The organism is [Micrococcus luteus] ATCC 49442 (genome assembly GCF_010367585.1).
GTDB classification, from domain to species: Bacteria; Actinomycetota; Actinomycetes; order Actinomycetales; family Micrococcaceae; genus Arthrobacter; species Arthrobacter luteus_A.
Genome location: NZ_JAAAXP010000001.1, coordinates 1,639,455 through 1,661,425, shown reverse-complemented (window position 1 = coordinate 1,661,425; position 21,971 = coordinate 1,639,455). Strand labels below are relative to the sequence as shown.

Genomic DNA, 21,971 nt, shown 5'->3' with positions numbered 1-21,971 from the left:
CTGCGGAGGGGGTTTCCGCTACCGCCCGCTGATCCTTCCATTGCGGCCCAGCTGGTTGGCAGCGTGGCCAACGAGCTCCAGCGGCCCCCGCCATTTCAGCAGCACAAAGGCCATGCCTACGACGACGGCCGTGGCGGCGTGCGCGAAGTACATCCCGTCCTCGGTCCAGCCGGCCGGCAGGGGCTTCAGGTAGAACCCGGACACCACCCAGACATGGGCCGAGTAGAGGGTCAGCGTCATGGCGCCCGCCCCGCGCAGCGGCAAGAGCAGATCCAGGTCCACCCAGTCGGCCAGCCTGCCGAGCAGCAGGCACGCTCCCACCACGGCCGCTGCCACTCCGCAGGTGTGGGCTAGATCCAGGCTGGTGGCGGAATGCGGTGCAGCGGATGCCAGCCACCACCACGAGCCTTCCTGCCGGATCCCGGTGAGGTTGACCTGGAGGACGCTGCTGAGCGGGTATCCGGGGGCATTCAGCACCTGCTCCAGGGCTGCCCGGCCGCCCCAGCTCTCCATCGCGGCAGTCCCCAAAGCCTTGGCAAGGGCGGCAACGGCTGTGCCTAGGGTCAGCAGCAGGACAGGAACCATCGCCTTGGTGAGCGCCAGCCGGCCTATGACAAGGCCTACCAACAAATAGGCCAGCCACTGGAACACCGGGTAGTAGCCGGTCAGGAACAGGTCGCCCAGCAGCGGAAAGGGCGTCGAAAGATCCTCCCAGGACGGGTTATGCCCCAGGTGGAGCGGCGGCTCCGAGGCCATGAGCCAGGGACGGAGCAAGTAGGCGAGCACCGGTGAAAGGACGATCCAGCCTGCTGCCCACGCACAGAGCGCTTTGATCCTGAGGCCCAGGAACGGCAGGACGCACAGAAACAGCAGGGCGTAGTGGACCAGGATGATCGCGAGGTTCACTTCCAGTCCGCCCAGTGAAAGTCCGACGGCAGCGATCACGAGCGCGCGCAGGGCGATGCCACGGCGGGCAGCGCTCAGCGCAGTCCCTTCCAACGGCACCTGCTTGCCGGTGGAGAGCGCCAGTCCCACACCGGCCAACACGGCGAAGAGGGCTGCTGCCCGGCCGGAGAAGGTCAGGCCGATCCACGTGGGAGTGAGATCGGCAGTGGCCTCGAACGTGGGCAGGAGGTGCGTCGCCATCATGCCGAGGAGCGCGAGCCCCCTGGCCGCGTCAATGCCGCGGAGACGGTCTGTTGCGGTGGAGGGTCGGGGCGCCCGGGAGGGTCTGGCTGTGGCTCGGGACGTCATGAGGCGATGTTCTCACACGAACCTGCCGCGCCCCCAGTCAGGCTGACAGTGAAGGCCTTGACGGCGCCGGCTGCGGCATGGACCCCTTGTATTCGAATATATGTTCGAATAGTATGAACCCATGCAGACCCCATTCCAGCCGCACCAGTTTCCGGAACTTCCAGCCGCAGGAGCCTCGGAGCGGCCCGCGCCGGACGGCGCCGGGCAGCCGGCAGGACTTATGAAGGCCATGAGTCCCGGAGTGGTTGACTTCCTCTTCCGCCAGTTGGTTACAGGACGGCCCGCCGAAGATGTCCAGTGGCAGGACGAAGGCATCACCCTGACCGCGCAGCCCGCCGGAGCGGAACTGGCACGCCGGCTGGCCGAAACGGACCTTGAGGCTCTCACGCCCATTGAGCTGTTCCACTACGTCCGTGCTGCCCAGCGGTTGGCGGCGTGGGCCGAGGAACTGAGGGAGGCTGCGGTGGGGAGGTACTGCCAGCCGGGCGGGACGCAGAACGCGAACCTGCATGGTGCGCGGCTGCAGCGTGGTCCCTAGGATGAAAGGGTGACCGAAGCCCTGACGGTGTCCGCCATCCAGTACACGGCCCTGGATGGCGGGATCATGCCAAATGTCGATGAACATGTGCGGCTGATTGAGGACGCTGAATCGCACGGCGCCCGGCTGGTGGTCTTCCCGGAGTTGTCGCTGACCGGTTACAACCTGCCGCTGCTGGCTGACGATGACGCGTGGCTTCGGCCCGATGACCCGCGGCTGGACGACCTCCATGAGATCTGCCGGCGGACCGGGATCACCGCCGTGGCAGGGGCTGCTTACCGCGAGGCTGACGGCACGCCGCGGCTGGCGGGCCTCGCCGTCCACCCGGACGGCACCACTGATTTTGGTTTCAAGACCCATCTTCACGGACCGGAGGAGAGCCTGTTCGCCGCCGGTGAGCGTGCCTTGCTCCTCGAAGTGGATGGCTGGCGGGTCGCGCTGGCCATGTGCGCCGATGCGTCTGTCCCCGCCCACTCCACAGAGGCGGCGCTCGCCGGGGCCGATGTCTATGCCGTCTCCGCGCTCTACACGCAGGCGGAGGAACACCGGCTTGCCCTGCACCTTGGTGCCCGGGCCATGGACAACCGGGTGTTCGGCCTCCTTGCAAATCTCGGCGGAGCTACTCCACAGGGACAGTCCTGCGGACTCAGTGGCTTCTGGGGGCCGGACGGACTCCCGATGAAAAGCGCGGCCGGCACCGGCACGGAGGTGGTCACCGCAGTTTTGCTGCGGAGCGCCATCCGGAAATTTCGCTGATCCTGTGACTCCGGGGGAGCCTCTTTGACGCTTATCACCCCTCCGGCATTGTCCTAACCGGCAGCGGACAGGGTAACGTTTTTTCCATGCCTCACAAATCCGCCACCATTCCTGCCCTTGGTACGCTCCTGACCGCCATGGTCACGCCCTTCACCAAGGACGGTGCCGTGGATTACCGGCAGGCGGCCGAACTCGCCACCAAGCTTGTGGACGATGGCTGCGACGGCCTGGTAGTCACCGGCACCACCGGTGAGACGTCCACCCTCTCCGACGAGGAAAACCTTGGCATGTTCCGCGCCGTCAAGGAGGCCGTGGGGGACCGCGCTGCCATCATCGCCGGCACCGGAACCAATGACACCGCACACTCGGTGCGCCTGTCCCAGCAGGCGGCTGCGCTCGGCGTCGACGGCCTGCTGCTCGTCACGCCGTACTACAACAAGCCCAGCCAGGCCGGCCTCCGTGCACACTTCGAAACCGTCGCGTCCGCAACAGACGTTCCAGTGATGCTTTATGACATCCCGGGCCGCTCCTCCATCGCGATCGAGCCCGAGACCATGATCCGCCTGGCCCAGCACCCGAACATCGTTGCGGTCAAGGACGCCAAAGCTGACTTCATGGCGGCCAGCCGCGTGATGGCCGAGACTGACCTGCACTTCTACTCCGGCGACGACGGCCTGACCCTGCCCTGGATGTCGTTGGGCGCCGTCGGCCTGGTGGGCGTGACAACGCACATTGCCACCCGCCGCTTCCGGGAAATGATCGACGCCATCAACGCGAACGACCTCGGAACTGCCCGTAAGATCAACTTCGAGCTGCTGCCCGTGGTGCGGGCAACGATGACCCGCGTCCAGGGAGCCGTTGCGGCCAAACAAATTCTTAAATGGCAGGGAGTCCTGCCCAACTCGATTGTCCGTTTGCCCCTCGTGGAGCCGGACGAAGCCGAGATCGAAACCATCCGCGAGGATTTGGCGGAAGCGGGGCTGGTCTTTTCCTGAGGGCTAAGACCGGCACCCTTCCGCCTGGAAAGTAGTGCACTATGACCCAAACCGCCCTTCCTGGCCTTGTCACGCCTCCACGCCTGCCGCAAGGCACCCTTCGGATCGTTCCGTTGGGCGGCCTGGGGGAGATCGGCCGCAACATGGCTGTCTTCGAAATCGAAGGCAAGCTGCTCATCGTCGACTGCGGCGTCCTCTTCCCTGAGGAAACCCAGCCCGGCGTTGACCTGATCCTGCCCGATTTCTCGTACATCGAGGACCGGATGGACGACATCGTGGCCGTTGTCCTTACCCACGGCCACGAGGACCACATCGGTGCTGTTCCTTACCTCCTGCGGCTCCGCGCGGACATCCCCCTGGTGGGCTCGCAGCTGACACTGGCCCTGATTGAGGCCAAGCTGCAGGAACACCGGATCCGTCCGTACACCCTGACGGTCGAAGAAGGCCAGGTTGAAAAGTTCGGCCCGTTCGAATGCGAGTTCGTCGCGGTCAACCACTCCATTCCCGATGCCCTGGCAGTGTTTATCCGCACCGCGGGCGGCACCGTCCTGCACACAGGCGATTTCAAGATGGACCAGTTGCCGCTGGACGGCCGGATCACCGACCTCCGCCACTTCGCCAAGCTGGGCGAAGAGGGCGTCGACCTCTTTATGTCCGACTCCACCAACGCTGACGTCCCTGGCTTCACCACAGCCGAGAAGGAAATCGGCCCCACGCTGGAACGGCTCTTCGGCCAGGCCACCAAACGCATCATCGTGGCGTCCTTCTCCTCGCATGTCCACCGCGTCCAGCAGGTGCTGGACGCCGCGGCAAAGCACAACCGCAAGGTCGCATTCGTCGGCCGGTCCATGGTCCGCAACATGGCCATCGCCGCGAAGCTCGGCTACCTCGATGTTCCCGAGGGTCTCCTGGTGGACATCAAGAACATCGACAACCTGCCGGACAACCGCGTAGTCCTGATGTCCACCGGATCCCAGGGCGAGCCGATGGCAGCCCTGTCCCGCATGGCCAACGGCGACCACCGTGTGGTGGTGGGCGACGGTGACACCGTCATCCTGGCCTCCAGCCTGATCCCGGGCAACGAAAACGCAGTGTTCCGCATCATCAACGGCCTGCTCAAACTCGGCGCCGACGTCATCCACAAGGGCAACGCAAAGGTCCACGTCTCGGGCCATGCGGCCGCCGGTGAACTGCTGTACTGCTACAACATCCTTGAACCGCTCAACGCCATGCCGGTGCACGGCGAGACCCGGCACCTGATCGCCAACGGCAAGATTGCCATTGAATCCGGCGTTCCGACGGCCAGCGTTATCCTCGCCGACAACGGCACCGTCATTGACCTGAGGGACCACCGCGCTGACGTGGTGGGCCAGGTTGAAGTGGGCTTTGTCTACGTTGATGGCTCCAGCGTCGGCGAAGTCACGGAAGCAGACCTGAAAGACCGCCAGACGCTCGGTGATGAAGGCTTCATCTCCATCATCACCGTCATTAACCGCACCACCGGCAAGGTGGTCTCCGGACCGGAAATCCACGCCCGCGGTGTGGCAGAGGATGATGCGGTCTTCGACGAAATCATCCCGAAGATCAACGCTGCCCTCGAAGAAGCCGTCCTCAACCGCTCAGACCACACCACACACCAGCTCCAGCAGGTCGTGCGGCGTGTGGTGGGCACCTGGGTGAACCGCAAGCTGCGTCGCAAGCCCATGATCATCCCCGTGGTCCTCGAGGCGTAACCCCTTAGGACCTCAAGAATCTGAAAGGCCCGGTTTCTTAGCGGAACCGGGCCTTTCCGTGTCTCCGGGCGTCTGCGGAAACTGCGTGCAGGCGGGCAGATAAACGCCCCGGAACGGCCGGAAATCCGCGGAAAACCGCCATGGTTCCGGTAGCGTGGCACGTATGGCCACTCGCACTACCCCCGCGCCCAAAGGCAGCTCCCGAGGCACCAGCACCGCCAAAACGGGAAGCGCCGCAGGCCGCGGTGCGGGCACCACCCGCAGCGGCGGACGGGCAGGATCTTCCAGCGGCAGCGCGCGCACCCGCCAGCTTCCCGCCGTCGAACAGCACCAGCCCTGGCTGCTGCGTGTGGTGGGCGGCGCGTGGCTTGCAGTTGGCCACCTGGTGGGCGGGGGAGTCCGCCGGATCGGCTCCGACGTCAGTGACCTGCCGGCGGAAGAACGCCGCGACGGCGCGGCCCTGTTCAACCTCGCGCTCGGTGTTTTTATCGCCACCTTCGCCTGGTGGGGTCTCACGGGATGGTTCCCGGACGCTGTCTACAGCGTGGTCAACGGGACCTTCGGCTGGGTGTCGCTGCTGTTGCCGCTGATGCTTTTTGTCTGCGCTTTCCGGTTGTTCCGGCGGCCCGACGACGGCCGGGGAAACAACAGGGTGGGGATCGGCTTCCTCATCATGACGTTCGCCGGCTGCGGCCTGGCCCACGTCCTGGGCGGCCAACCCACCGTCGCGGAAGGTTTCGACGGCCTCCGCCAGGCCGGCGGCATGCTCGGCTTCCTCGCAGCCACGCCGCTTGCCGCCATCCACCCGGTGGTGCCGGTTGTGCTGTATGGCCTGCTGGCCTTCATCTCACTCCTGATCATCACAGCCACCCCCTTCGGGGCCATCCCGCGCCGGCTGCACGCAGCCTACGAACACCTGATGGGCGTAGACCTGCAGGAACCCCGCGAGGCCGGCGACAGCCACGACCGCAGCTACCTTGAGGAAACGCGCCCAGCGGCCGCGCCGAAGAAAAAGAAGCGGCGCTTCTTCGGCAAGGACGAAGAATCCGACGCCGGCCTGGAAGGTTACGTCGGCGACGAAGCCTTCGAGCACGCTGTGATCGATGACGACGACGACATGTCGGATGCCAAGCCTGCCCGCGGCCCCCGCCCTGCCCCCGGCGTGCGCCGGCCCACGCAGGCGGAGATCGCCGTCGAAAAGATCAAGGCCGCCCAAGGCCTTGGCAGTGCCGGACACAGCCCCGCGGATAACGCCACCGAGGCCATCCCCCTGGTCACGCCCGGCATGGTGGCCGCCGGCTCGCTCAATCCTGCTGCGGTTCCGCAGGTTCCGGCCAAGCCGGTCACTCCGGTGCCGCTGCCCACTCCCATTCCGCAGCGGACCGAACAGCTCTCCCTGGCGGGTGACGTCACCTACACGCTGCCGTCGTCGGACGTTCTGACCCCCGGTTCCATCCCCAAGGAACGCACCGAAGCCAACGACGCCGTCGTCGCCGCCCTCACCGACACCCTCCAGCAGTTCAATGTGGACGCCACGGTCACCGGCTTCAGCCGTGGACCCACCGTCACGCGCTACGAGATCGAACTGGCATCGGGGACCAAAGTGGAGCGGGTCACTGCCCTGTCCAAGAATATTTCCTACGCGGTGGCTTCCAGCGACGTGCGTATCCTCAGCCCGATTCCGGGTAAATCCGCTATCGGCATCGAAATCCCCAACACAGACCGTGAAACGGTCTCCCTCGGCGACGTCCTCCGCAGCCAAAATGCGCGGAGGACCGAGCATCCGATGGTGATGGGTGTCGGCAAGGACGTCGAAGGCGGCTACGTGGTGGCGAACCTCGCCAAGATGCCCCACCTGCTCGTCGCCGGTGCCACCGGTGCCGGTAAATCCTCCTTTGTGAACTCCATGATCACCTCCATCCTGATGCGGGCCACCCCCGATGAGGTCCGCATGGTCATGGTGGACCCCAAACGCGTGGAACTGACCGCCTATGAGGGTGTCCCGCACCTGATCACACCCATCATCACCAACCCGAAGAAGGCCGCCGAAGCCCTGCAGTGGGTGGTCCGGGAAATGGACGCCCGCTACGACGACCTCGCGAACTACGGGTTTAAACACATTGACGACTTCAACAAGGCCGTCCGGGCCGGCAAGGTCATCCCGCCCGAAGGATCCAAGCGCGTCGTCCGGCCCTACCCCTACCTGCTGGTGATCGTTGACGAGCTCGCCGACCTGATGATGGTGGCCCCCCGCGACGTCGAGGATTCCATTGTCCGCATCACCCAGCTGGCGCGTGCAGCCGGCATCCACCTCGTCCTGGCCACCCAGCGGCCCTCCGTAGACGTGGTCACGGGCCTGATCAAGGCCAACGTGCCGTCCCGCATGGCCTTCGCCACCTCCTCCGTAACCGACTCCCGCGTGGTCCTGGACCAGCCAGGCGCCGAGAAGTTGATCGGCCAGGGCGATGCCCTCTTCCTGCCGATGGGTGCGTCCAAGGCCATGCGCGTCCAGGGTGCGTGGGTCACCGAGTCGGAAATCCATAAAGTGGTGGAACACGTCAAGGGCCAGCTGAAGGCTGTCTACCGCGACGACGTCGCCCCCGAGGCGCAGAAGAAGCAGATCGACGACGACATCGGAGACGATCTCGAGGTGCTGCTACAGGCCACCGAACTGGTGGTCACCACGCAGTTCGGTTCGACGTCGATGCTCCAGCGCAAACTCCGCGTCGGCTTCGCCAAAGCCGGCCGGCTGATGGACCTCCTGGAATCCAGGGGAGTGGTGGGCCCCTCGGAGGGATCCAAGGCACGCGACGTCCTGGTGAAACCTGACGACCTGGCTGCTGTGCTGGCGGCCATGAAGGGCCAGGACGCGCCGGCTGTTGCGGATTCCCAGACCGCAGCGCTCAGCGACAACGCCAACGCCAACATCGCCCAGGGCGGCTACGCGGAGGACCTCGTGCAGGCGGACCTGGACCAGCGCAGCCAGAACGTCGAGTACTTCGACGGCGCAGACAACTCAGGCGGCGACGATGAAGACGGATCCGAGGACGCCTGGTCACTCACCGGACGGTAGCCTAGAAGGGTGACTAGCACTGAAGCAACTGCAGCCGGCTCAAGCAGCCCCGGGATCTGGAATCTTCCCAACATCCTGACCATGCTGCGCATCGCGCTGGTGCCGTTCTTCGTCTGGTTCCTCCTCGCCGATGCCCCCGGGCTGCGCAGCGAGTCAGGGCTGTGGCGCTGGGCAGCCGTGGCGGCGTTCGCCATCGCCATCTACACAGACAAGCTCGACGGCGACATCGCCAGGAGCCGGGGGCTCATCACCAACTTCGGCAAAATCGCCGATCCCATCGCCGACAAGCTCCTGATCGGCTCGGCGCTGGTAATGCTCTCTGTACTCGGGGAGCTGCCCTGGTGGGTCACCATCGTGATCCTCGTCCGGGAGTGGGGCATCACGGCACTGCGCTTCGTCGTCATCCGCTACGGTGTCATCCCGGCCTCGCGTGGCGGCAAACTCAAGACTGTGGTGCAGACGGCCGCAATCTTCCTCTATCTGCTTCCCCTGGGCGCTCTGGCACCGTGGCTGGTCTGGGTGGCATTCGCCGTCATGATGGTGGCTGTGCTCATTACCGTATGGACCGGCGTCGAATACGTGGTTGAAGCCCTGCGGCTCCGGGCCCAGGGCAAACAGTCCCGAAAAAGTACGCCCGGCAATGAGGAGCTAACGTGACGAATCTCCACCATCTGGCCGAACAGGCAGTCCGTAAGGCCCTGGACGCGGGCCGGACCGTCGCTGCCGCCGAGTCACTCACGGCCGGGATGGTCACAGCCGTCCTGGCGGACACTCCAGGGGCCTCGGGTATGTTACAGGGCGGGGTGGTGGCCTACCAGAACTCAGTTAAGACTGACGTTCTTGGGGTTTCCGCTGACCTGCTTGCCGGCGTCGGGTCGGTGGATGGCGACGTGGCAGCCGGCATGGCGGCGGGGGTCCGGTCCGCCTTGGGCGCCGATATCGGGATTGCCACCACCGGCGTGGCCGGTCCGGAGGAACACGACGGCAAAGCGGTGGGCACAGTGTTCGTCGGCGTCGCCTCGGCTGACGGCGCATCCGCCTTCCAATACTCCTTCAGCGGCAACCGCGCAGACATCCGCGGACAGGCCTGCGGGGCTGCGCTGGAAAGACTGCTTGACGTCCTGTCTCCCCAGGCCCTATCTTCCTGAAGCTACCGGGCGTAAAGTTGCCGGGAACAAATTCCTGAACCTATTAGTTATTACATTGTGTCGCTTTGGCAGAGCCGGGGCGCCTAGGATGAATAAACAACTACGGTTCCCTTCGGCGGACCGGAATTATGAAGGAGCAAGGCATACAGATGGTAAAGCAGCCCGTATCCGTAAACGGCGTTGTCCGCTGGAAGGATGTGGGCCTCGCCGATCAGGCTAAGAGCGAACAGAGGGAGCGCAAAATGGTTGTACTTCGTCACGAAATCGGTGATGTCCTGCGCGATGTCCGCCAGCGCCAGGGGCGCACGCTCCGCGAAGTGTCCCACAGTGCCCGTGTATCCCTGGGATACCTCAGTGAAGTGGAGCGGGGCCAGAAGGAAGCTTCGTCAGAGCTTTTGTCCTCTATCTGCTCCGCCTTGGACGTGCCGCTGTCCAGCATGCTCCGTGAAGTCAGCGACCGCGTAGCTGTCGCCGAGGGCGTAGCTGTTCCAGACACTGTTCCCCAGGAATTCTCGCAGCGCTATGGCCGCGATCTTGACCGCGACCTGAACGCTGAACTGACCACCGAACTCACCACGGGCTTCCTCTCCGGCGCACGCTAAACGCCCCGCAGCAGCCCTGCACCAACGCACATAACGAAGCCTCCGGCATCAGCCGGAGGCTTCGTTATGTGCTCTGCGGGTTGCTGTTGCCCCGGGCCGGCGTGTCCTTGGCCGGGACGTCGAGGTCAAATATGGCGTTGAGCTTGGCCATGTATTCGGCGAGTGTCCGCAATTCCTCCACCGGCCATTCCCCGAGACGCTCCCGGAAATCCTGCCGCCGCGCATCCTGGACCTGGTGCATCTTCTCTTCACCCTTGTCTGTGAGGCGGATCGACTGCGCCCGACCGTCCAGTGGGTCAGCTTCCTTAAAGACCAGCCCAATGCTTTCCAGGAAGGCCACCTGCCGGCTGACCGAGGGCTTTCCCACGCCGATGTTCAGGGCGAGGTCAGTCAAACGGATGGGACCGTCGCGCCGGATCACCGACAGCAGGCCGTAGGCCGCCGGTTCCAGGTCAGGATGGACCTGGCGGGAGAGCTGGTAGGAGACCGAACGGGCACGACGCCAAAAGAGGCTGATCTGCTGTTCCACGGTATTCAGCGCTTCGTCAACGTTGGCCGGGCCGGGGCCCGGCACAGGAAGGCCATCGGCAGGGTTGCTCATGGCAACAATTCTAGGGTCGGGGACCATGAGAGACTCTATTGGTGCGGATCAGTGACTATTGGCGGCTTATGGACGACGAATTCGGGGCAGGCTACTCCCGGGTCCTGAGCAGCACCCTTGTTTTGGCGGGAGTAGGCGGACGCACAGCCGACCAGGCACTCAGTTCGGGCGTAAGCCCGCGTGATGTCTGGCTCGCCATGTGCGAGGTCCAGGACGTTCCGCCCGAGCGTCGCCTGGGCCGTGACATCAAACCCCGCGACTAAGAAGTTCGACGCGCCACACCGCGCCCCGCCTGACACGCCGCCGGATCTGTTCGAATATCTGTTCGGGTAAAGCTATGCTTTTTGTAGTGCGTTATCCACATACGCGATGTCGCCCGGCCTGAATGTCGGTGGGTGCCATTAGCGTCAGAGATGACCAATAAAGGCCCCTGTGGCCACTCCAAAGCGAGAAAGCATTAGAGGTGTGAACCATGGCGGCAGCCCCGGATCGTGCAAAAGCGCTGGAAGCAGCGCTGGCCCAGATTGACAAGCAGTTCGGCAAAGGATCCGTTATGCGGCTGGGGGACGAAGTCCGTGCCCCCATCGAGGTCATCCCCACCGGCTCCATCGCCTTGGACGTGGCCTTGGGAATTGGCGGCCTGCCGCGCGGCCGCGTCGTAGAGATCTACGGCCCTGAATCCTCCGGTAAAACCACCGTGGCCCTGCACGCGGTCGCCAACGCCCAGCGCCAGGGCGGCATTGCCGCGTTCATCGACGCCGAGCACGCCCTGGACCCGGAATACGCCGCAAAGCTGGGCGTGGACACGGACGCCCTCCTCGTCTCCCAGCCGGATACCGGTGAGCAGGCCCTGGAAATCATGGACATGCTGATTGGCTCCGGTTCCCTGGACGTCATCGTCATTGACTCCGTTGCCGCCCTGGTGCCCCGTGCGGAAATTGAAGGCGACATGGGCGACAGCCACGTCGGCCTGCAGGCCCGCCTCATGAGCCAGGCGCTGCGTAAGATCACCGGCCGCCTGAGCCAGACCAAGACCACTGCCATCTTCATCAACCAGCTCCGTGAAAAGATCGGCGTGTTCTTCGGCTCCCCGGAGACCACCACCGGTGGTAAGGCGCTGAAGTTCTACGCCTCCATCCGCATCGACGTCCGCCGCATCCAGACGCTCAAGGAAGGTGCCGATTCCGTCGGCAACCGCACCAAGGCCAAAATCGTCAAGAACAAGATGGCCCCGCCCTTCAAGATCGCCGAGTTCGACATCATCTACGGCCAGGGCATCTCCCGCGAGGGCGGCATCATCGATATGGGTGTTGAGCACGGCATTATCAAGAAGTCCGGTTCATGGTTCACGTACGACGGTGACCAGCTGGGCCAGGGCATGGAAAACTCCCGCCGATTCCTGCGGGACAATCCCGAGCTTGCCGCTGAACTGGAGCGCCTGATCAAGGAGAAGCTGGGTGTGGGCGTCAAGCCCGTGGCAGACGAGTCCAAGGATTCGCCCAAGCTGAAGGCCGTTGACGGTTTCTAGAAGTGACGTCTTCGAAGCGGGATGGCTTCTAAGGAGATGCATTTGAAGGCACAGCAGATTCATGGGTTTGACCCGGACGGCCCGGATCCGGAGTCGTCCATCGAGGAGGACGCAGAGCCGGACCCGGCCTCTGTTGCCCGCGCGATTGTGTTGCGGCAGCTGACCGGTTCGGCGAAAAGCCGGCTGCAGCTTGCCCGCAAGCTTGCGGAGCGGAACATCCCGGAGGATGTGGCTGAGGCCGTCCTGGACCGGTTCCAGGAGGTCCGCCTGATAGACGACGCCGATTTCGCCGATATGTGGGTGCGCAGCCGGTCTCAGTCGCGGAAGCTCGCGAAGGGGGCATTGCGCCGGGAGTTGTCGGACAAAGGCATCGATGCGGACACAGCAGCTGCGGCATTGGAGCAGCTCTCAGATGCCGACGAAGAGGCAGCCGCCCGTCTTCTTGTGGAACGGAAGCTGCGGCCGGGCACCGACCTCTCGGACCGGGCAGAACGGGATAAGACCACCCGGCGCCTGGCCTCAATGCTTGCCCGGAAGGGCTACCAGCCTGCCCAGGCCTTCCGGGTGGTGGGCGAGGTCCTTGCCGCCCGGCTGGGGCATGGCGGGGCCGGCCCCGACGACGACCAGCCGTATCTCTAGGGCGGCCGGGGCGGCGTGTCCGCCGAGCCGGTACCCTTAACAGGTGAGTTTGACCATTCCTTCCCCCGCATCCGGTACCGTCCCTTCCGAAGCCACTGGCACACCGCAGCCCCGTACCTACCAGGTGCGCACTTTCGGCTGCCAAATGAATGTCCATGATTCGGAGCGGATGGCGGGCATGCTCGAGGACGCAGGCTATGTGCCGGCGGACGGCGAGCAGGCTGACGTAGTGGTGTTCAACACCTGCGCGGTCCGTGAAAACGCGGACAACAAGCTCTACGGCAACCTCGGAATGCTGGCGCCCGTGAAAGCAGCCAATCCGGGGATGCAGATCGCCGTGGGCGGCTGCCTGGCCCAGAAAGACCGCGAGACCATCCTCAAGAAAGCCCCCTGGGTGGACGCCGTGTTCGGCACCCACAACGTGGGGGCACTCCCGGCACTGCTGGACCGGGCCCGGCACAACAACGAAGCCCAGCTGGAAATCCTCGAATCGCTCGACGTCTTCCCGTCCACGCTTCCCACCAAGCGCGATTCGGTCTACTCGGGCTGGGTGTCCATCTCGGTGGGCTGCAACAACACCTGCACGTTCTGCATTGTCCCGGCCCTCCGCGGCAAGGAGAAGGACCGCCGGCCTGGCGACATCCTGGCCGAAATCCAGGCCCTCGTGGATGACGGTGCCATTGAAGTCACGCTCCTCGGCCAGAACGTCAACTCCTACGGGGTTGAATTCGGTGACCGGCAGGCGTTTTCGAAGCTTCTGCGCGCGTGCGGCGGGATTGCAGGCCTCGAGAGGGTTCGATTCACCAGCCCGCACCCGGCTGCATTCACCGACGACGTCATTGACGCGATGGCCGAAACCCCCAATGTGATGCCGCAGCTTCACATGCCGTTGCAGTCGGGGTCCGACAAGGTCCTCAAGGACATGAAGCGCTCCTACCGGTCCACCAAGTTCCTGGGTATCCTGGACAAGGTCCGGGACAAAATCCCGCACGCCGCCATCTCCACCGACATCATCGTCGGCTTCCCGGGCGAAACCGAAGAGGACTTCCAGGCAACCCTGGATGTGGTGGAAAAATCCCGTTTCGCCACAGCCTTCACTTTCCAGTACTCCAAGCGTCCCGGCACCCCAGCGGCCGACCTGCCGGACCAGTTGCCCAAGGCCGTGGTCCAGGAACGTTTCGAGCGCCTGACCGCCCTGCAGGACAGGATTGCCGCTGAAGAGAACGCCAAGCAGCTCGGCCGGCGCGTGGAGGTTATGGTGACCGCTCATTCCGGGCGGAAGTCGGAGGAGACCCACCGGCTGTCCGGCCGGTCCCAGGACCAGCGCCTGGTGCACTTCTCCGTTCCGGCCGGTGCCGAGACGCCGCGGCCCGGCGACCTCGTCACCGTGACCGTCACAGAGGCCGCTGCCTTCCACCTCGTTGCAGACCCGTCCCCCCAGGACTACAGCCTGCGCCGCTCCCGGGCCGGGGATGCCTGGGACAGGTCCCAGGCCGATTCCTGCGGCGCGCCCGTGCCCGGCGCCGCTGGCGCCGGTGCCGGCCGGACCGGAGTGTCGCTGGGCATGCCAACGCTGCCCGTCCGGAGCCGCTGACCGGTGGCCCGGCCTCCGGTCATCGCAGTAGTCGGACCTACCGGCTCAGGTAAGTCGGATCTGGCGGTCAGCCTTGCCTTGGCGCTGGACGGCGAGGTGATCAATGCCGATGCCATGCAGTTCTACCGGGGCATGGACATCGGCACCGCCAAAATCACCCTGCCTGAGCGCCGGGGCATACCGCACCACCTGCTCGACACCATGGACGTCACGCAGGAAGCCAGCGTGTCCGACTTCCAGCAGCAGGCCAGGGAGATCATCAGCGGCATCCATGCCCGGGGCAAACGCGCCATTCTGGCCGGCGGCTCGGGACTCTACGTGCGGGCGGCCCTCGACGTGCTGGAATTCCCGGGCACCGACCCGGACCTCCGGCGGGAACTGGAGGCCGAGCTTGAGGCAATCGGCCAGGAGGCCCTTCTGGCAAGGCTCCGGGAAGTGGACCCGGTGTCCGCCGGACGCGTCAACGATGCCCGGCGGATCATCAGGGCCCTCGAAGTGCACCAGCTCACCGGCAGGGCATTCAGTTCCTTTATGCCCCGGCGGGAGTACTTCCGGCCGGCCGTGCAGATCGGGCTGGCCGTGGACCGCGACGTGCTGCGTGAGCGGCTGGCCCTGCGGGTCCACAGGATGGTGGACCACGGCCTGCTTGAGGAAGCGCGCCGGCTTGACGCCGCAGGATTGCGGCAGGGGAAGACCGCGTCACGTGCCCTGGGCTACGCCCAGTTCCTGAAAGTGCTCGACGGCGCCTCAACGGTCGCTGAGGCGGCCGAAGACACCATTGTGGCCACCCGGCAGTTCGCCCGGCGTCAGCTCACCTGGTTCCGGGCGGACCCGCGCATCAGCTGGCTCGACTGGCAGGCCCCGGACCTTGTTGCCCGGGCCGCGGCACTGGCCGGCTGAGGTCCCGGCCACCCACAGCAGGCAGGCGCGGCCGCCCCGCCGTTTGCCGCCGTCGGCCGTTTAGCGGTTTATTGCCCGGCCGGTAATCTAAGAACATGGACACAACCCCCGCAGAAACCGCTGAGCCCGCCTTCCGCACACTGGGCGGACTCCGCTTCTCCAAGGGGCACGGGACGGGCAACGACTTTGTGCTGATCGCTGATCCGGACGGCGTCCACACCATCGACGCTGCGCAGGTCGCGGCGCTGTGCGACCGGCACCGCGGCATCGGCGGGGACGGCCTCATCAGGGCCGTGCCGTCCCGCTACCTTTCTGAAGGCCGCGAACTCCTGGGCACCAGCCCCGAGGCTGAATGGTTCATGGATTACCGCAACGGCGACGGGTCGCTCTCGGAAATGTGCGGCAACGGCGTCCGCGTTTTTGTGCACTTCCTGCGCGCCGAGGGCCTGGTGGACCTGCCCGACGGCGGATCGCTCACCATCGGAACGCGTGGCGGGGTCAAGACCGTGGTCCGGACCGGCGAGAACTACGCCGTGGACATGGGGCCGTGGGAGTTCATTTTCCCAGGGGAAGCATCTGCCAAAGCCATGGATTCGCTCGTGACCGCGGACGGCCTCGAAGTTCCGCGCCCGGCCTTGTCTGTGAGCATGGGCAACCCCCACACAGTGGTTGCCCTGGCGGAACTGTCGGAACTGGAATCCACCAGACTCTTCACGGCACCCAAGGTGGACCCGGTGCCCGCCAACGGCACCAATGTCGAATTCGTGGTGCCCTCCGAACCGCTGGTCCACAACGGCGTAGGCACCGTCACCATGCGGGTCCATGAGCGCGGTGTGGGCGAGACCCAGTCGTGCGGAACCGGCGCCTGTGCCGCCGCGGTGGCCATCCGCCATTGGGCAGGTGCCGAAGCGCCCGACTCCTGGCTTGTGAACGTGCCGGGTGGCGTCGTCGGGGTCAAATTTTTTGCCGGTGCGGCCGGCCACGAACATGTTGAGCTCAGTGGCCCCGCGGTGATCGTGGCTAGCGGGACGCTTTCCTGACCCGCAGGATCCGGAAGGACTTGGCGGTGCTCTCACGGGTGACAGTGAACGAGTCATCGAGTTCGGCCGCCAGCCAGCGCTGAAGCGAGTCGGAGCCGAGGTTCTTCTGCACCACCAGCCAGGCTGAACCGCCCGGCGCCAGGCGGGGGAGCCAGAGCATCAGCAGGCTGTGCAGTTCGTCCTTGCCGATCCGGATGGGTGGGTTGGACCAGATGGTGTCGAACCGCAGGTCAGGATCAACCGCGTCGGGAGTGCTGGCCACCACATTCCCCAGGCCAAGCAATGCCGCGTTCTCGTTGGTCAGCGTGATGCAGCGTTCGTTGACATCCACGGCGTAGACCCTTGCCTTGGGTGCACGCAGGGCGAGGGTCAGTGCGATGGGCCCCCACCCGCAGCCGATGTCCAGAAGGTTCCCGGAGGGCGAAGGAGCGGGGACTTCCGCCAGCAGGACCGCTGTTCCCTTGTCAATGCCGTCGGGGCTGAAGATCCCCGCGGAGGTCTGCAGGGTACGGGTCTCGCCGGCCAGTTCCACCGTGAGGGACTTGCGGGTGAAAGGCCCGGCCGGTGATGCGCTGAAATAGTGTGCGGACTCCATAACTGGCCAGATTAGTTGGCTGCCGCGGACAAAGCGAAACGGGCTGCACCGGCGCTGGAAAGCGGCACCCCGCGGTTCTGCTAATCTGGAACCCATGTTCTTGATCTTCGAGTAGCCGGCGCGGGCCCGCTTTTACAAGCCGCCCGTCCCGAAACCGTGCCCCACAGCGATGCAGGCTCCAGCCTTCCGCATGTGCGCCACAGGAGAGGCCCCCGGGGCCCATCCTGCCGCAGGGCCAGACTCGAGTGATCAGCCCCGTGCCGGTCCCTGCCCGAGACTGCCTGCGCCACCCCCGACTTCACGCATCCAGTGATCCGGAGCACGCCGCCCCGTCCAGCCGCGATGCCACCCACCCGGTGCGCCACGCTTTGGCCGGCGCGAAGGACAGACCAGGAGGCCAGGATGACCGCAAGCCGTCAGCCCAGCGCGAATACTTCACCACCCACCGCCAATCCGCACTATTCTGAAAATGCCGAATCTTCAAAGGAGAACATGACCAGTCAGCCCAACACCGGTTCCGATCCAGCAGCCCAGGACATGAGTCCCGAGGAAATCCAGGCTGTCATCGACCGGATTCTCGCCAAAGACGTCCCGGCCAGGAACGTCACCGCCGCAGACGGCGACCGGGCCGTGTTTGGCAGGGCCCAGGCCATTTCCGGCCAGGACGATGAACACACAAGCTACGACGGCGACCAGCAGGACCTGGAGGAACGCCGGGCGCTGCGCCGCGTGGCCGGCCTGTCCACGGAACTCGAAGACGTCACCGAAGTCGAATACCGTCAGTTGCGGCTCGAACGCGTTGTCCTCGCCGGGCTGTGGTCCGAAGGCACACTGGCAGACGCCGAAAACTCCCTGCGCGAACTTGCCGCCCTCGCCGAGACTGCTGGTTCGGAGGTCCTCGACGGCATGGTCCAGCGCCGTGCCAAACCTGACCCCGGCACGTTCCTGGGCTCCGGAAAGGCCCTCGAACTCAAGGAAATTGTGATGGCCACGGGCGCGGACACCGTAGTGGTTGATGCCGAACTGGCACCGTCCCAGCGCCGTGCACTCGAGGACATCGTCAAGGTCAAGGTTATCGACCGGACGGCCCTGATCCTTGACATCTTTGCCCAGCACGCCAAGAGCCGCGAGGGCAAGGCCCAGGTGGAACTGGCACAGCTCGAATACCTCCTGCCACGCCTGCGTGGCTGGGGTGAGTCGATGTCCCGCCAGGCCGGTGGCCAAGTGGGTGGTGCCGGTGCAGGCATGGGTTCGCGCGGGCCCGGTGAGACGAAGATCGAACTGGACCGCCGCCGGATCCGCACCCGCATGGCCAAGCTCCGGCGGGAGATCGCCGCGATGAAGCCGGCACGGGAAACGAAACGGGCCAACCGCCGTCGTAATTCAGTGCCCTCGGTGGCGATCGCCGGATACACCAACGCCGGTAAGTCCTCCCTGCTGAACAGGCTCACCGACGCCGGTGTGCTGGTGGAGAACGCGCTCTTCGCCACCCTGGATCCCACCGTGCGCAAGGCCGAGACCTCAGACGGCCTCGGCTACACGCTGGCCGATACCGTGGGTTTCGTGCGGTCGCTGCCCACCCAGCTGGTGGAAGCTTTCCGTTCAACCCTGGAGGAGGTGGCGGACGCTGACCTGATCCTCCACGTGGTGGACGCCTCCCACCCGGACCCCGAGGGCCAGATCGCCGCTGTCCGCAAGGTCTTCAGCGAGGTGGACGCCCGCAAAGTCCCCGAGATCATCGTGCTCAACAAGGCTGACGCCGCAGATCCGTTTGTGGTGGAGCGCCTCAAGCAGCGCGAGCCACGCCACGTGGTGGTATCGGCCCGGACCGGCCAGGGGATCGCCGAGCTGCTCAAGGCCATCAGCGACGGGATTCCGCGGCCCGGCGTCAAACTGGAGCTTCTCATCCCCTACGACCGTGGCGACCTCATCAGCAAACTGCATGAGACCGACGCCGAGATCATCAGCCTGGATCATGGCGAGGACGGTACCCGGGCGGTGGTGATGGTCCGGGAGGGCCTCGCGGCTGAACTGGAATCCTTCGTCAGTAATGACTGATTTGGTGGCAGGGGAGATCTCCGAGGCGGCCGGCGAGCAGTTCGTCATCGAATTGCTCGACCGGGCCGTCGAGGGGATGGGCGGCCAAAGCCGCGCCGGCCAGCATGAGATGGCCCGGCAAGTAACAAAAGCCATCGAAACCGGGGACCACCTTCTTGTCCAGGCCGGTACCGGCACGGGCAAGTCCCTTGCGTACCTCATTCCGCTGATTGCCCACTCGCTGGTGAGCGATAAGCCAACGCTTGTTTCCACGGCAACGCTTGCTCTTCAGACCCAGATTGTGGGCCGGGACCTTCCCCGGCTGCTGAAGACCATCACTCCTGCCCTGGACCGCCCCGTCAAGGTGGCCCTGGTCAAGGGCCGTTCCAACTACGTGTGCCGGCACAAGCTCGAAGGCGGGTTCCCGTCAGAAGAGCCCGCGGAGGGCCAGCTGTTCTCTCTGGGCGAGGACACCAGCGTTCCGCACTTCGCCGCTGCCATGGGAGGGCCGTCGTCGCAACTGGGGAAGGAAGTAGTGCGCCTGCGCGAGTGGGCGGAAAAAACGGCTACGGGGGACCGCGACGAACTCCTTCCCGGTGTCACGGACCGCGCCTGGCGGCAGGTTTCCGTCACCTCGATGGAATGCCTCGGCGCGCAGAAGTGCCCCATGGCCGCCGAATGCTTCAGTGAACTGGCACGCCATGACGCGGCCGAGGCCGACGTTGTGGTCACCAATCACGCCATGCTGGCTGTCAGCGCGTTCGAAGGCCTGGCCGTTCTGCCCGAATACGACGTTGTGGTGGTGGATGAGGCCCACGAACTCCAGGACCGGGTCACCGGTGCCGTTTCCGGCCAGCTCTCCGTCGCGATGATCCACGCCGCGGCATCCGGGGCGAGGAAACACACCGCCATTACCGTTGACGCCCTCAATTCAGCCGCCGCCAACCTCGAACTCGCACTGGCAGGAGTCCCGAACGGGCTGCTGCCCAACGGGCTCAATGACGAACAGCTCGACTGCGTGGACCAGCTGCGGGAAGCCTGCAGGGCTGCCCTGTCAGACTCCAAGGGTGACGGCAGCCAAACGGCCGACGGCGGGCGGCAGCTCGCCCGCTCGCGGCTGATGCTGATCCTGGAACTGTGTGAACGGCTCATCGTGGCCCGCGAGAACCGCGAAGTCGTGTGGTTTTCCCGCGCCAGTTCCTTCGACCCGCAGCAGGGCTATTCGCAGCCTGATGAGACAGCTCCGGCGTTGATCAACATCGCGCCGCTCAGCGTCGCCGGCAAATTGCGTGAAGGGCTCTTCGCCGGCCACACCGTGGTGCTGACCTCGGCAACCCTGGCCATCGGCTCGGCGTTCGAACCTGCTGCCGGCGGCCTTGGGCTGGTAGGGGAGGGGGCGCCGAGCTGGACCGGTATCGACGTCGGCTCGCCATTCGACTATCCGAAGCAGGGAATCCTGTACGTGGCCGGGCATCTGCCCAAGCCAGGGCGGGGCGTATCACCCGAATCCCTGGATGAACTGGAGTCGCTGATCCGGGCGTCCGGGGGCGGTGCGCTGTGTCTCTTTTCCTCACGCCGTGCTGCCGAAGAAGCTGCCGAGGCGATGCGGCCACGGCTGGGGCTCAGCATCCTCTGCCAGGGCGACTCCACCATGACCGCCCTCGTCAAGCAGTTCGCTGACGAGCCGGACACCTGCCTGTTCGGCACTATGTCCCTGTGGCAGGGGGTCGATGTTCCCGGCGGGTCCTGCCGGCTGGTGGTGATCGACCGCATTCCGTTCCCGCGGCCGGATGATCCGCTGATGACTGCCCGCTCCCGCGCCGTTGCCCAGGCCGGTGGAAACGGCTTTATGGCCGTGTCCGCCACGCACGCGGCCATCCGCCTGGCCCAGGGTGCAGGGCGGCTGATCCGCTCGACGGGAGACAGAGGAGTGGTGGCTGTCCTCGATTCACGGCTGGCCACGGAGCGCTACGCCGGCTTCCTCCGCGCAGCGTTGCCGCCGTTCTGGCCGACGACTGACCGCAAGACAGCGTTTGCGGCACTCGAAAGGCTGGCCGGGAAGGGCGCCTGACCCCGTTGTGTCAGGGCCCGGGACGACATCGCCCGGGCCCTGCCGCAAACCCCTGCGGCCGGGTTCTACAACGACCGGAGGACCGACACGACCTTGCCCATGATGGTGGCATGGTCACCCAGGATCGGCTCGTACCGGGTGTTCTGCGGCAGCAGCCACGTGTGGCCATCCCGCTGCCGGAACGTCTTCACGGTGGCTTCGTCATCCAGCAGGGCTGCAACGATGTCCCCATTGGCGGCGTCTGCCTGCCGGCGCACCACAACCCAGTCGCCGTCGCAGATGGCAGCATCCACCATGGAGTCGCCGGCAACACGGAGCATAAACAGCTCGCCCTGCCCGACGAGCTGGCGGGGGAGTGGCATAACGTCTTCAACCACCTGATCGGCGAGGATCGGTCCGCCGGCCGCGATCCGGCCCACCAGCGGCACCATGGCGGTGTCCATGGCGGTGGGGAGGTCTGTGACCGTTCCACCGATGCCGTGCAGTACTGCCGGCTTGGCTGAGCCGCCGGTTTTGGCCGAGCCGCCGTCAAGTGTCAGGGGCATGAGGACTTCCATGGCGCGCGGCCGCTTAGGGTCCCGGCGGAGGTAGCCCAACTTTTCGAGCTGGGAAAGCTGGTGCGTGACGCTGGAAAGGCTTGCCAGCCCCACGGTGTCGCCAATTTCCCGCATGGACGGTGGATAGCCGTTGTCATTGACTGAGCGCTGGATGGTCTCCAGGATCTTCTTCTGGCGGGCGGTGAGCCCCTTGGGGGTCCTTTGGGACGGGCGGCCCTGCGGCGTCGCCTTGCCCTCCGCGGCTGGTGCTGCCATGTTCGCCAATGCCTTTCGGTTCCCCGGTTCCGCCCTGGCCGCTGGTGCCTTCGAA

Annotated in this window: 20 protein-coding genes; 16 read left to right on the top strand and 4 right to left on the bottom strand. The window is 65.4% G+C overall.

The window, feature by feature from the left end; all coding sequences use genetic code 11:
- Positions 1–18: 18 nt before the first annotated feature.
- Entirely contained in the window at positions 19–1,254 is a 1,236-nt protein-coding gene (locus tag GUV69_RS07475) for a heparan-alpha-glucosaminide N-acetyltransferase domain-containing protein (protein WP_164201104.1), read from the bottom strand.
- A gap of 121 nt (positions 1,255–1,375) precedes the next feature.
- On the opposite strand from GUV69_RS07475, the gene GUV69_RS07470 reads away from it, so the two are divergent.
- From GUV69_RS07470 to GUV69_RS07435, 8 genes are all read left to right on the top strand, one after another.
- Positions 1,376–1,792, top strand: a complete 417-nt coding sequence (locus tag GUV69_RS07470; RefSeq protein ID WP_244292648.1) for a hypothetical protein — start codon at positions 1,376–1,378, stop codon at positions 1,790–1,792.
- A gap of 9 nt (positions 1,793–1,801) precedes the next feature.
- Complete coding sequence (locus tag GUV69_RS07465; RefSeq protein ID WP_164201102.1) at positions 1,802–2,548, top strand: carbon-nitrogen hydrolase family protein; 747 nt, start codon at positions 1,802–1,804, stop codon at positions 2,546–2,548.
- 86 nt (positions 2,549–2,634) lie between these two features.
- On the top strand, positions 2,635–3,543 hold the full coding sequence (gene dapA, locus GUV69_RS07460; RefSeq protein ID WP_164201100.1) for a 4-hydroxy-tetrahydrodipicolinate synthase: 909 nt from the start codon (positions 2,635–2,637) through the stop codon (positions 3,541–3,543).
- Between the two features lie 41 nt (positions 3,544–3,584).
- Complete coding sequence (locus tag GUV69_RS07455) at positions 3,585–5,276, top strand: ribonuclease J (RefSeq protein WP_164201098.1); 1,692 nt, start codon at positions 3,585–3,587, stop codon at positions 5,274–5,276.
- Positions 5,277–5,439: 163 nt separating this feature from the next.
- The gene (locus tag GUV69_RS07450) at positions 5,440–8,349 is read left to right on the top strand and encodes an FtsK/SpoIIIE family DNA translocase (protein ID WP_164201096.1); all 2,910 of its coding nucleotides are present in this window, start codon (positions 5,440–5,442) and stop codon (positions 8,347–8,349) included.
- Positions 8,350–8,358: 9 nt separating this feature from the next.
- Entirely contained in the window at positions 8,359–9,006 is a 648-nt protein-coding gene (pgsA, locus tag GUV69_RS07445; protein WP_164201093.1) for a CDP-diacylglycerol--glycerol-3-phosphate 3-phosphatidyltransferase, read from the top strand.
- Entirely contained in the window at positions 9,003–9,497 is a 495-nt protein-coding gene (locus GUV69_RS07440; RefSeq protein WP_164201091.1) for a CinA family protein, read from the top strand. Before pgsA ends, GUV69_RS07440 begins: the two co-directional genes overlap by 4 nt.
- A gap of 149 nt (positions 9,498–9,646) precedes the next feature.
- A complete protein-coding gene (locus tag GUV69_RS07435; RefSeq protein ID WP_164201089.1) occupies positions 9,647–10,099 on the top strand; it encodes a helix-turn-helix domain-containing protein in 453 nt (150 codons plus the stop codon).
- 64 nt (positions 10,100–10,163) lie between these two features.
- On the opposite strand, the gene GUV69_RS07430 is transcribed toward GUV69_RS07435, so the two are convergent.
- A complete protein-coding gene (locus GUV69_RS07430; RefSeq protein ID WP_244292647.1) occupies positions 10,164–10,700 on the bottom strand; it encodes a MarR family winged helix-turn-helix transcriptional regulator in 537 nt (178 codons plus the stop codon).
- Between the two features lie 41 nt (positions 10,701–10,741).
- On the opposite strand from GUV69_RS07430, the gene GUV69_RS07425 reads away from it, so the two are divergent.
- The 6 genes from GUV69_RS07425 to dapF all read left to right on the top strand — a co-directional run bounded on the left by GUV69_RS07425 (position 10,742) and on the right by dapF (position 16,401).
- Positions 10,742–10,963, top strand: coding sequence for a DUF3046 domain-containing protein (locus tag GUV69_RS07425; protein ID WP_164201085.1), 222 nt, complete (start codon positions 10,742–10,744; stop codon positions 10,961–10,963).
- A gap of 209 nt (positions 10,964–11,172) precedes the next feature.
- Positions 11,173–12,228: a recombinase RecA gene (recA, locus tag GUV69_RS07420; protein ID WP_164201083.1), complete on the top strand. Its 1,056-nt coding sequence runs from the start codon at positions 11,173–11,175 to the stop codon at positions 12,226–12,228.
- A gap of 99 nt (positions 12,229–12,327) precedes the next feature.
- Positions 12,328–12,867: a regulatory protein RecX gene (locus GUV69_RS07415; protein ID WP_244292844.1), complete on the top strand. Its 540-nt coding sequence runs from the start codon at positions 12,328–12,330 to the stop codon at positions 12,865–12,867.
- 43 nt (positions 12,868–12,910) lie between these two features.
- Positions 12,911–14,461, top strand: a complete 1,551-nt coding sequence (gene miaB, locus GUV69_RS07410; protein WP_164201079.1) for a tRNA (N6-isopentenyl adenosine(37)-C2)-methylthiotransferase MiaB — start codon at positions 12,911–12,913, stop codon at positions 14,459–14,461.
- Positions 14,462–14,464: 3 nt separating this feature from the next.
- Positions 14,465–15,361, top strand: a complete 897-nt coding sequence (gene miaA, locus GUV69_RS07405; RefSeq protein WP_164201077.1) for a tRNA (adenosine(37)-N6)-dimethylallyltransferase MiaA — start codon at positions 14,465–14,467, stop codon at positions 15,359–15,361.
- Between the two features lie 95 nt (positions 15,362–15,456).
- Positions 15,457–16,401, top strand: coding sequence for a diaminopimelate epimerase (gene dapF / locus GUV69_RS07400; protein WP_164201075.1), 945 nt, complete (start codon positions 15,457–15,459; stop codon positions 16,399–16,401).
- Here the strand turns inward: dapF and GUV69_RS07395 are convergent.
- On the bottom strand, positions 16,382–16,996 hold the full coding sequence (locus tag GUV69_RS07395; RefSeq protein ID WP_164201073.1) for a class I SAM-dependent methyltransferase: 615 nt from the start codon (positions 16,994–16,996) through the stop codon (positions 16,382–16,384). The genes dapF and GUV69_RS07395 overlap by 20 nt on opposite strands.
- 492 nt (positions 16,997–17,488) lie before the next feature.
- Between GUV69_RS07395 and hflX the strand changes: the two genes are divergently transcribed.
- Together hflX and GUV69_RS07385 are read left to right on the top strand one after the other, a co-directional pair.
- Positions 17,489–19,054 (top strand): GTPase HflX, encoded by a 1,566-nt coding sequence (gene hflX / locus GUV69_RS07390; RefSeq protein ID WP_164201070.1) that lies wholly within the window; start codon positions 17,489–17,491, stop codon positions 19,052–19,054.
- The gene (locus GUV69_RS07385; protein ID WP_164201068.1) at positions 19,047–21,104 is read left to right on the top strand and encodes an ATP-dependent DNA helicase; all 2,058 of its coding nucleotides are present in this window, start codon (positions 19,047–19,049) and stop codon (positions 21,102–21,104) included. The genes hflX and GUV69_RS07385 overlap by 8 nt, the downstream gene beginning before the upstream one ends.
- Positions 21,105–21,169: 65 nt before the next feature.
- On the opposite strand, the gene lexA is transcribed toward GUV69_RS07385, so the two are convergent.
- The gene (gene lexA / locus GUV69_RS07380; RefSeq protein ID WP_164201067.1) at positions 21,170–21,916 is read right to left on the bottom strand and encodes a transcriptional repressor LexA; all 747 of its coding nucleotides are present in this window, start codon (positions 21,914–21,916) and stop codon (positions 21,170–21,172) included.
- Positions 21,917–21,971 lie beyond the last annotated feature (55 nt).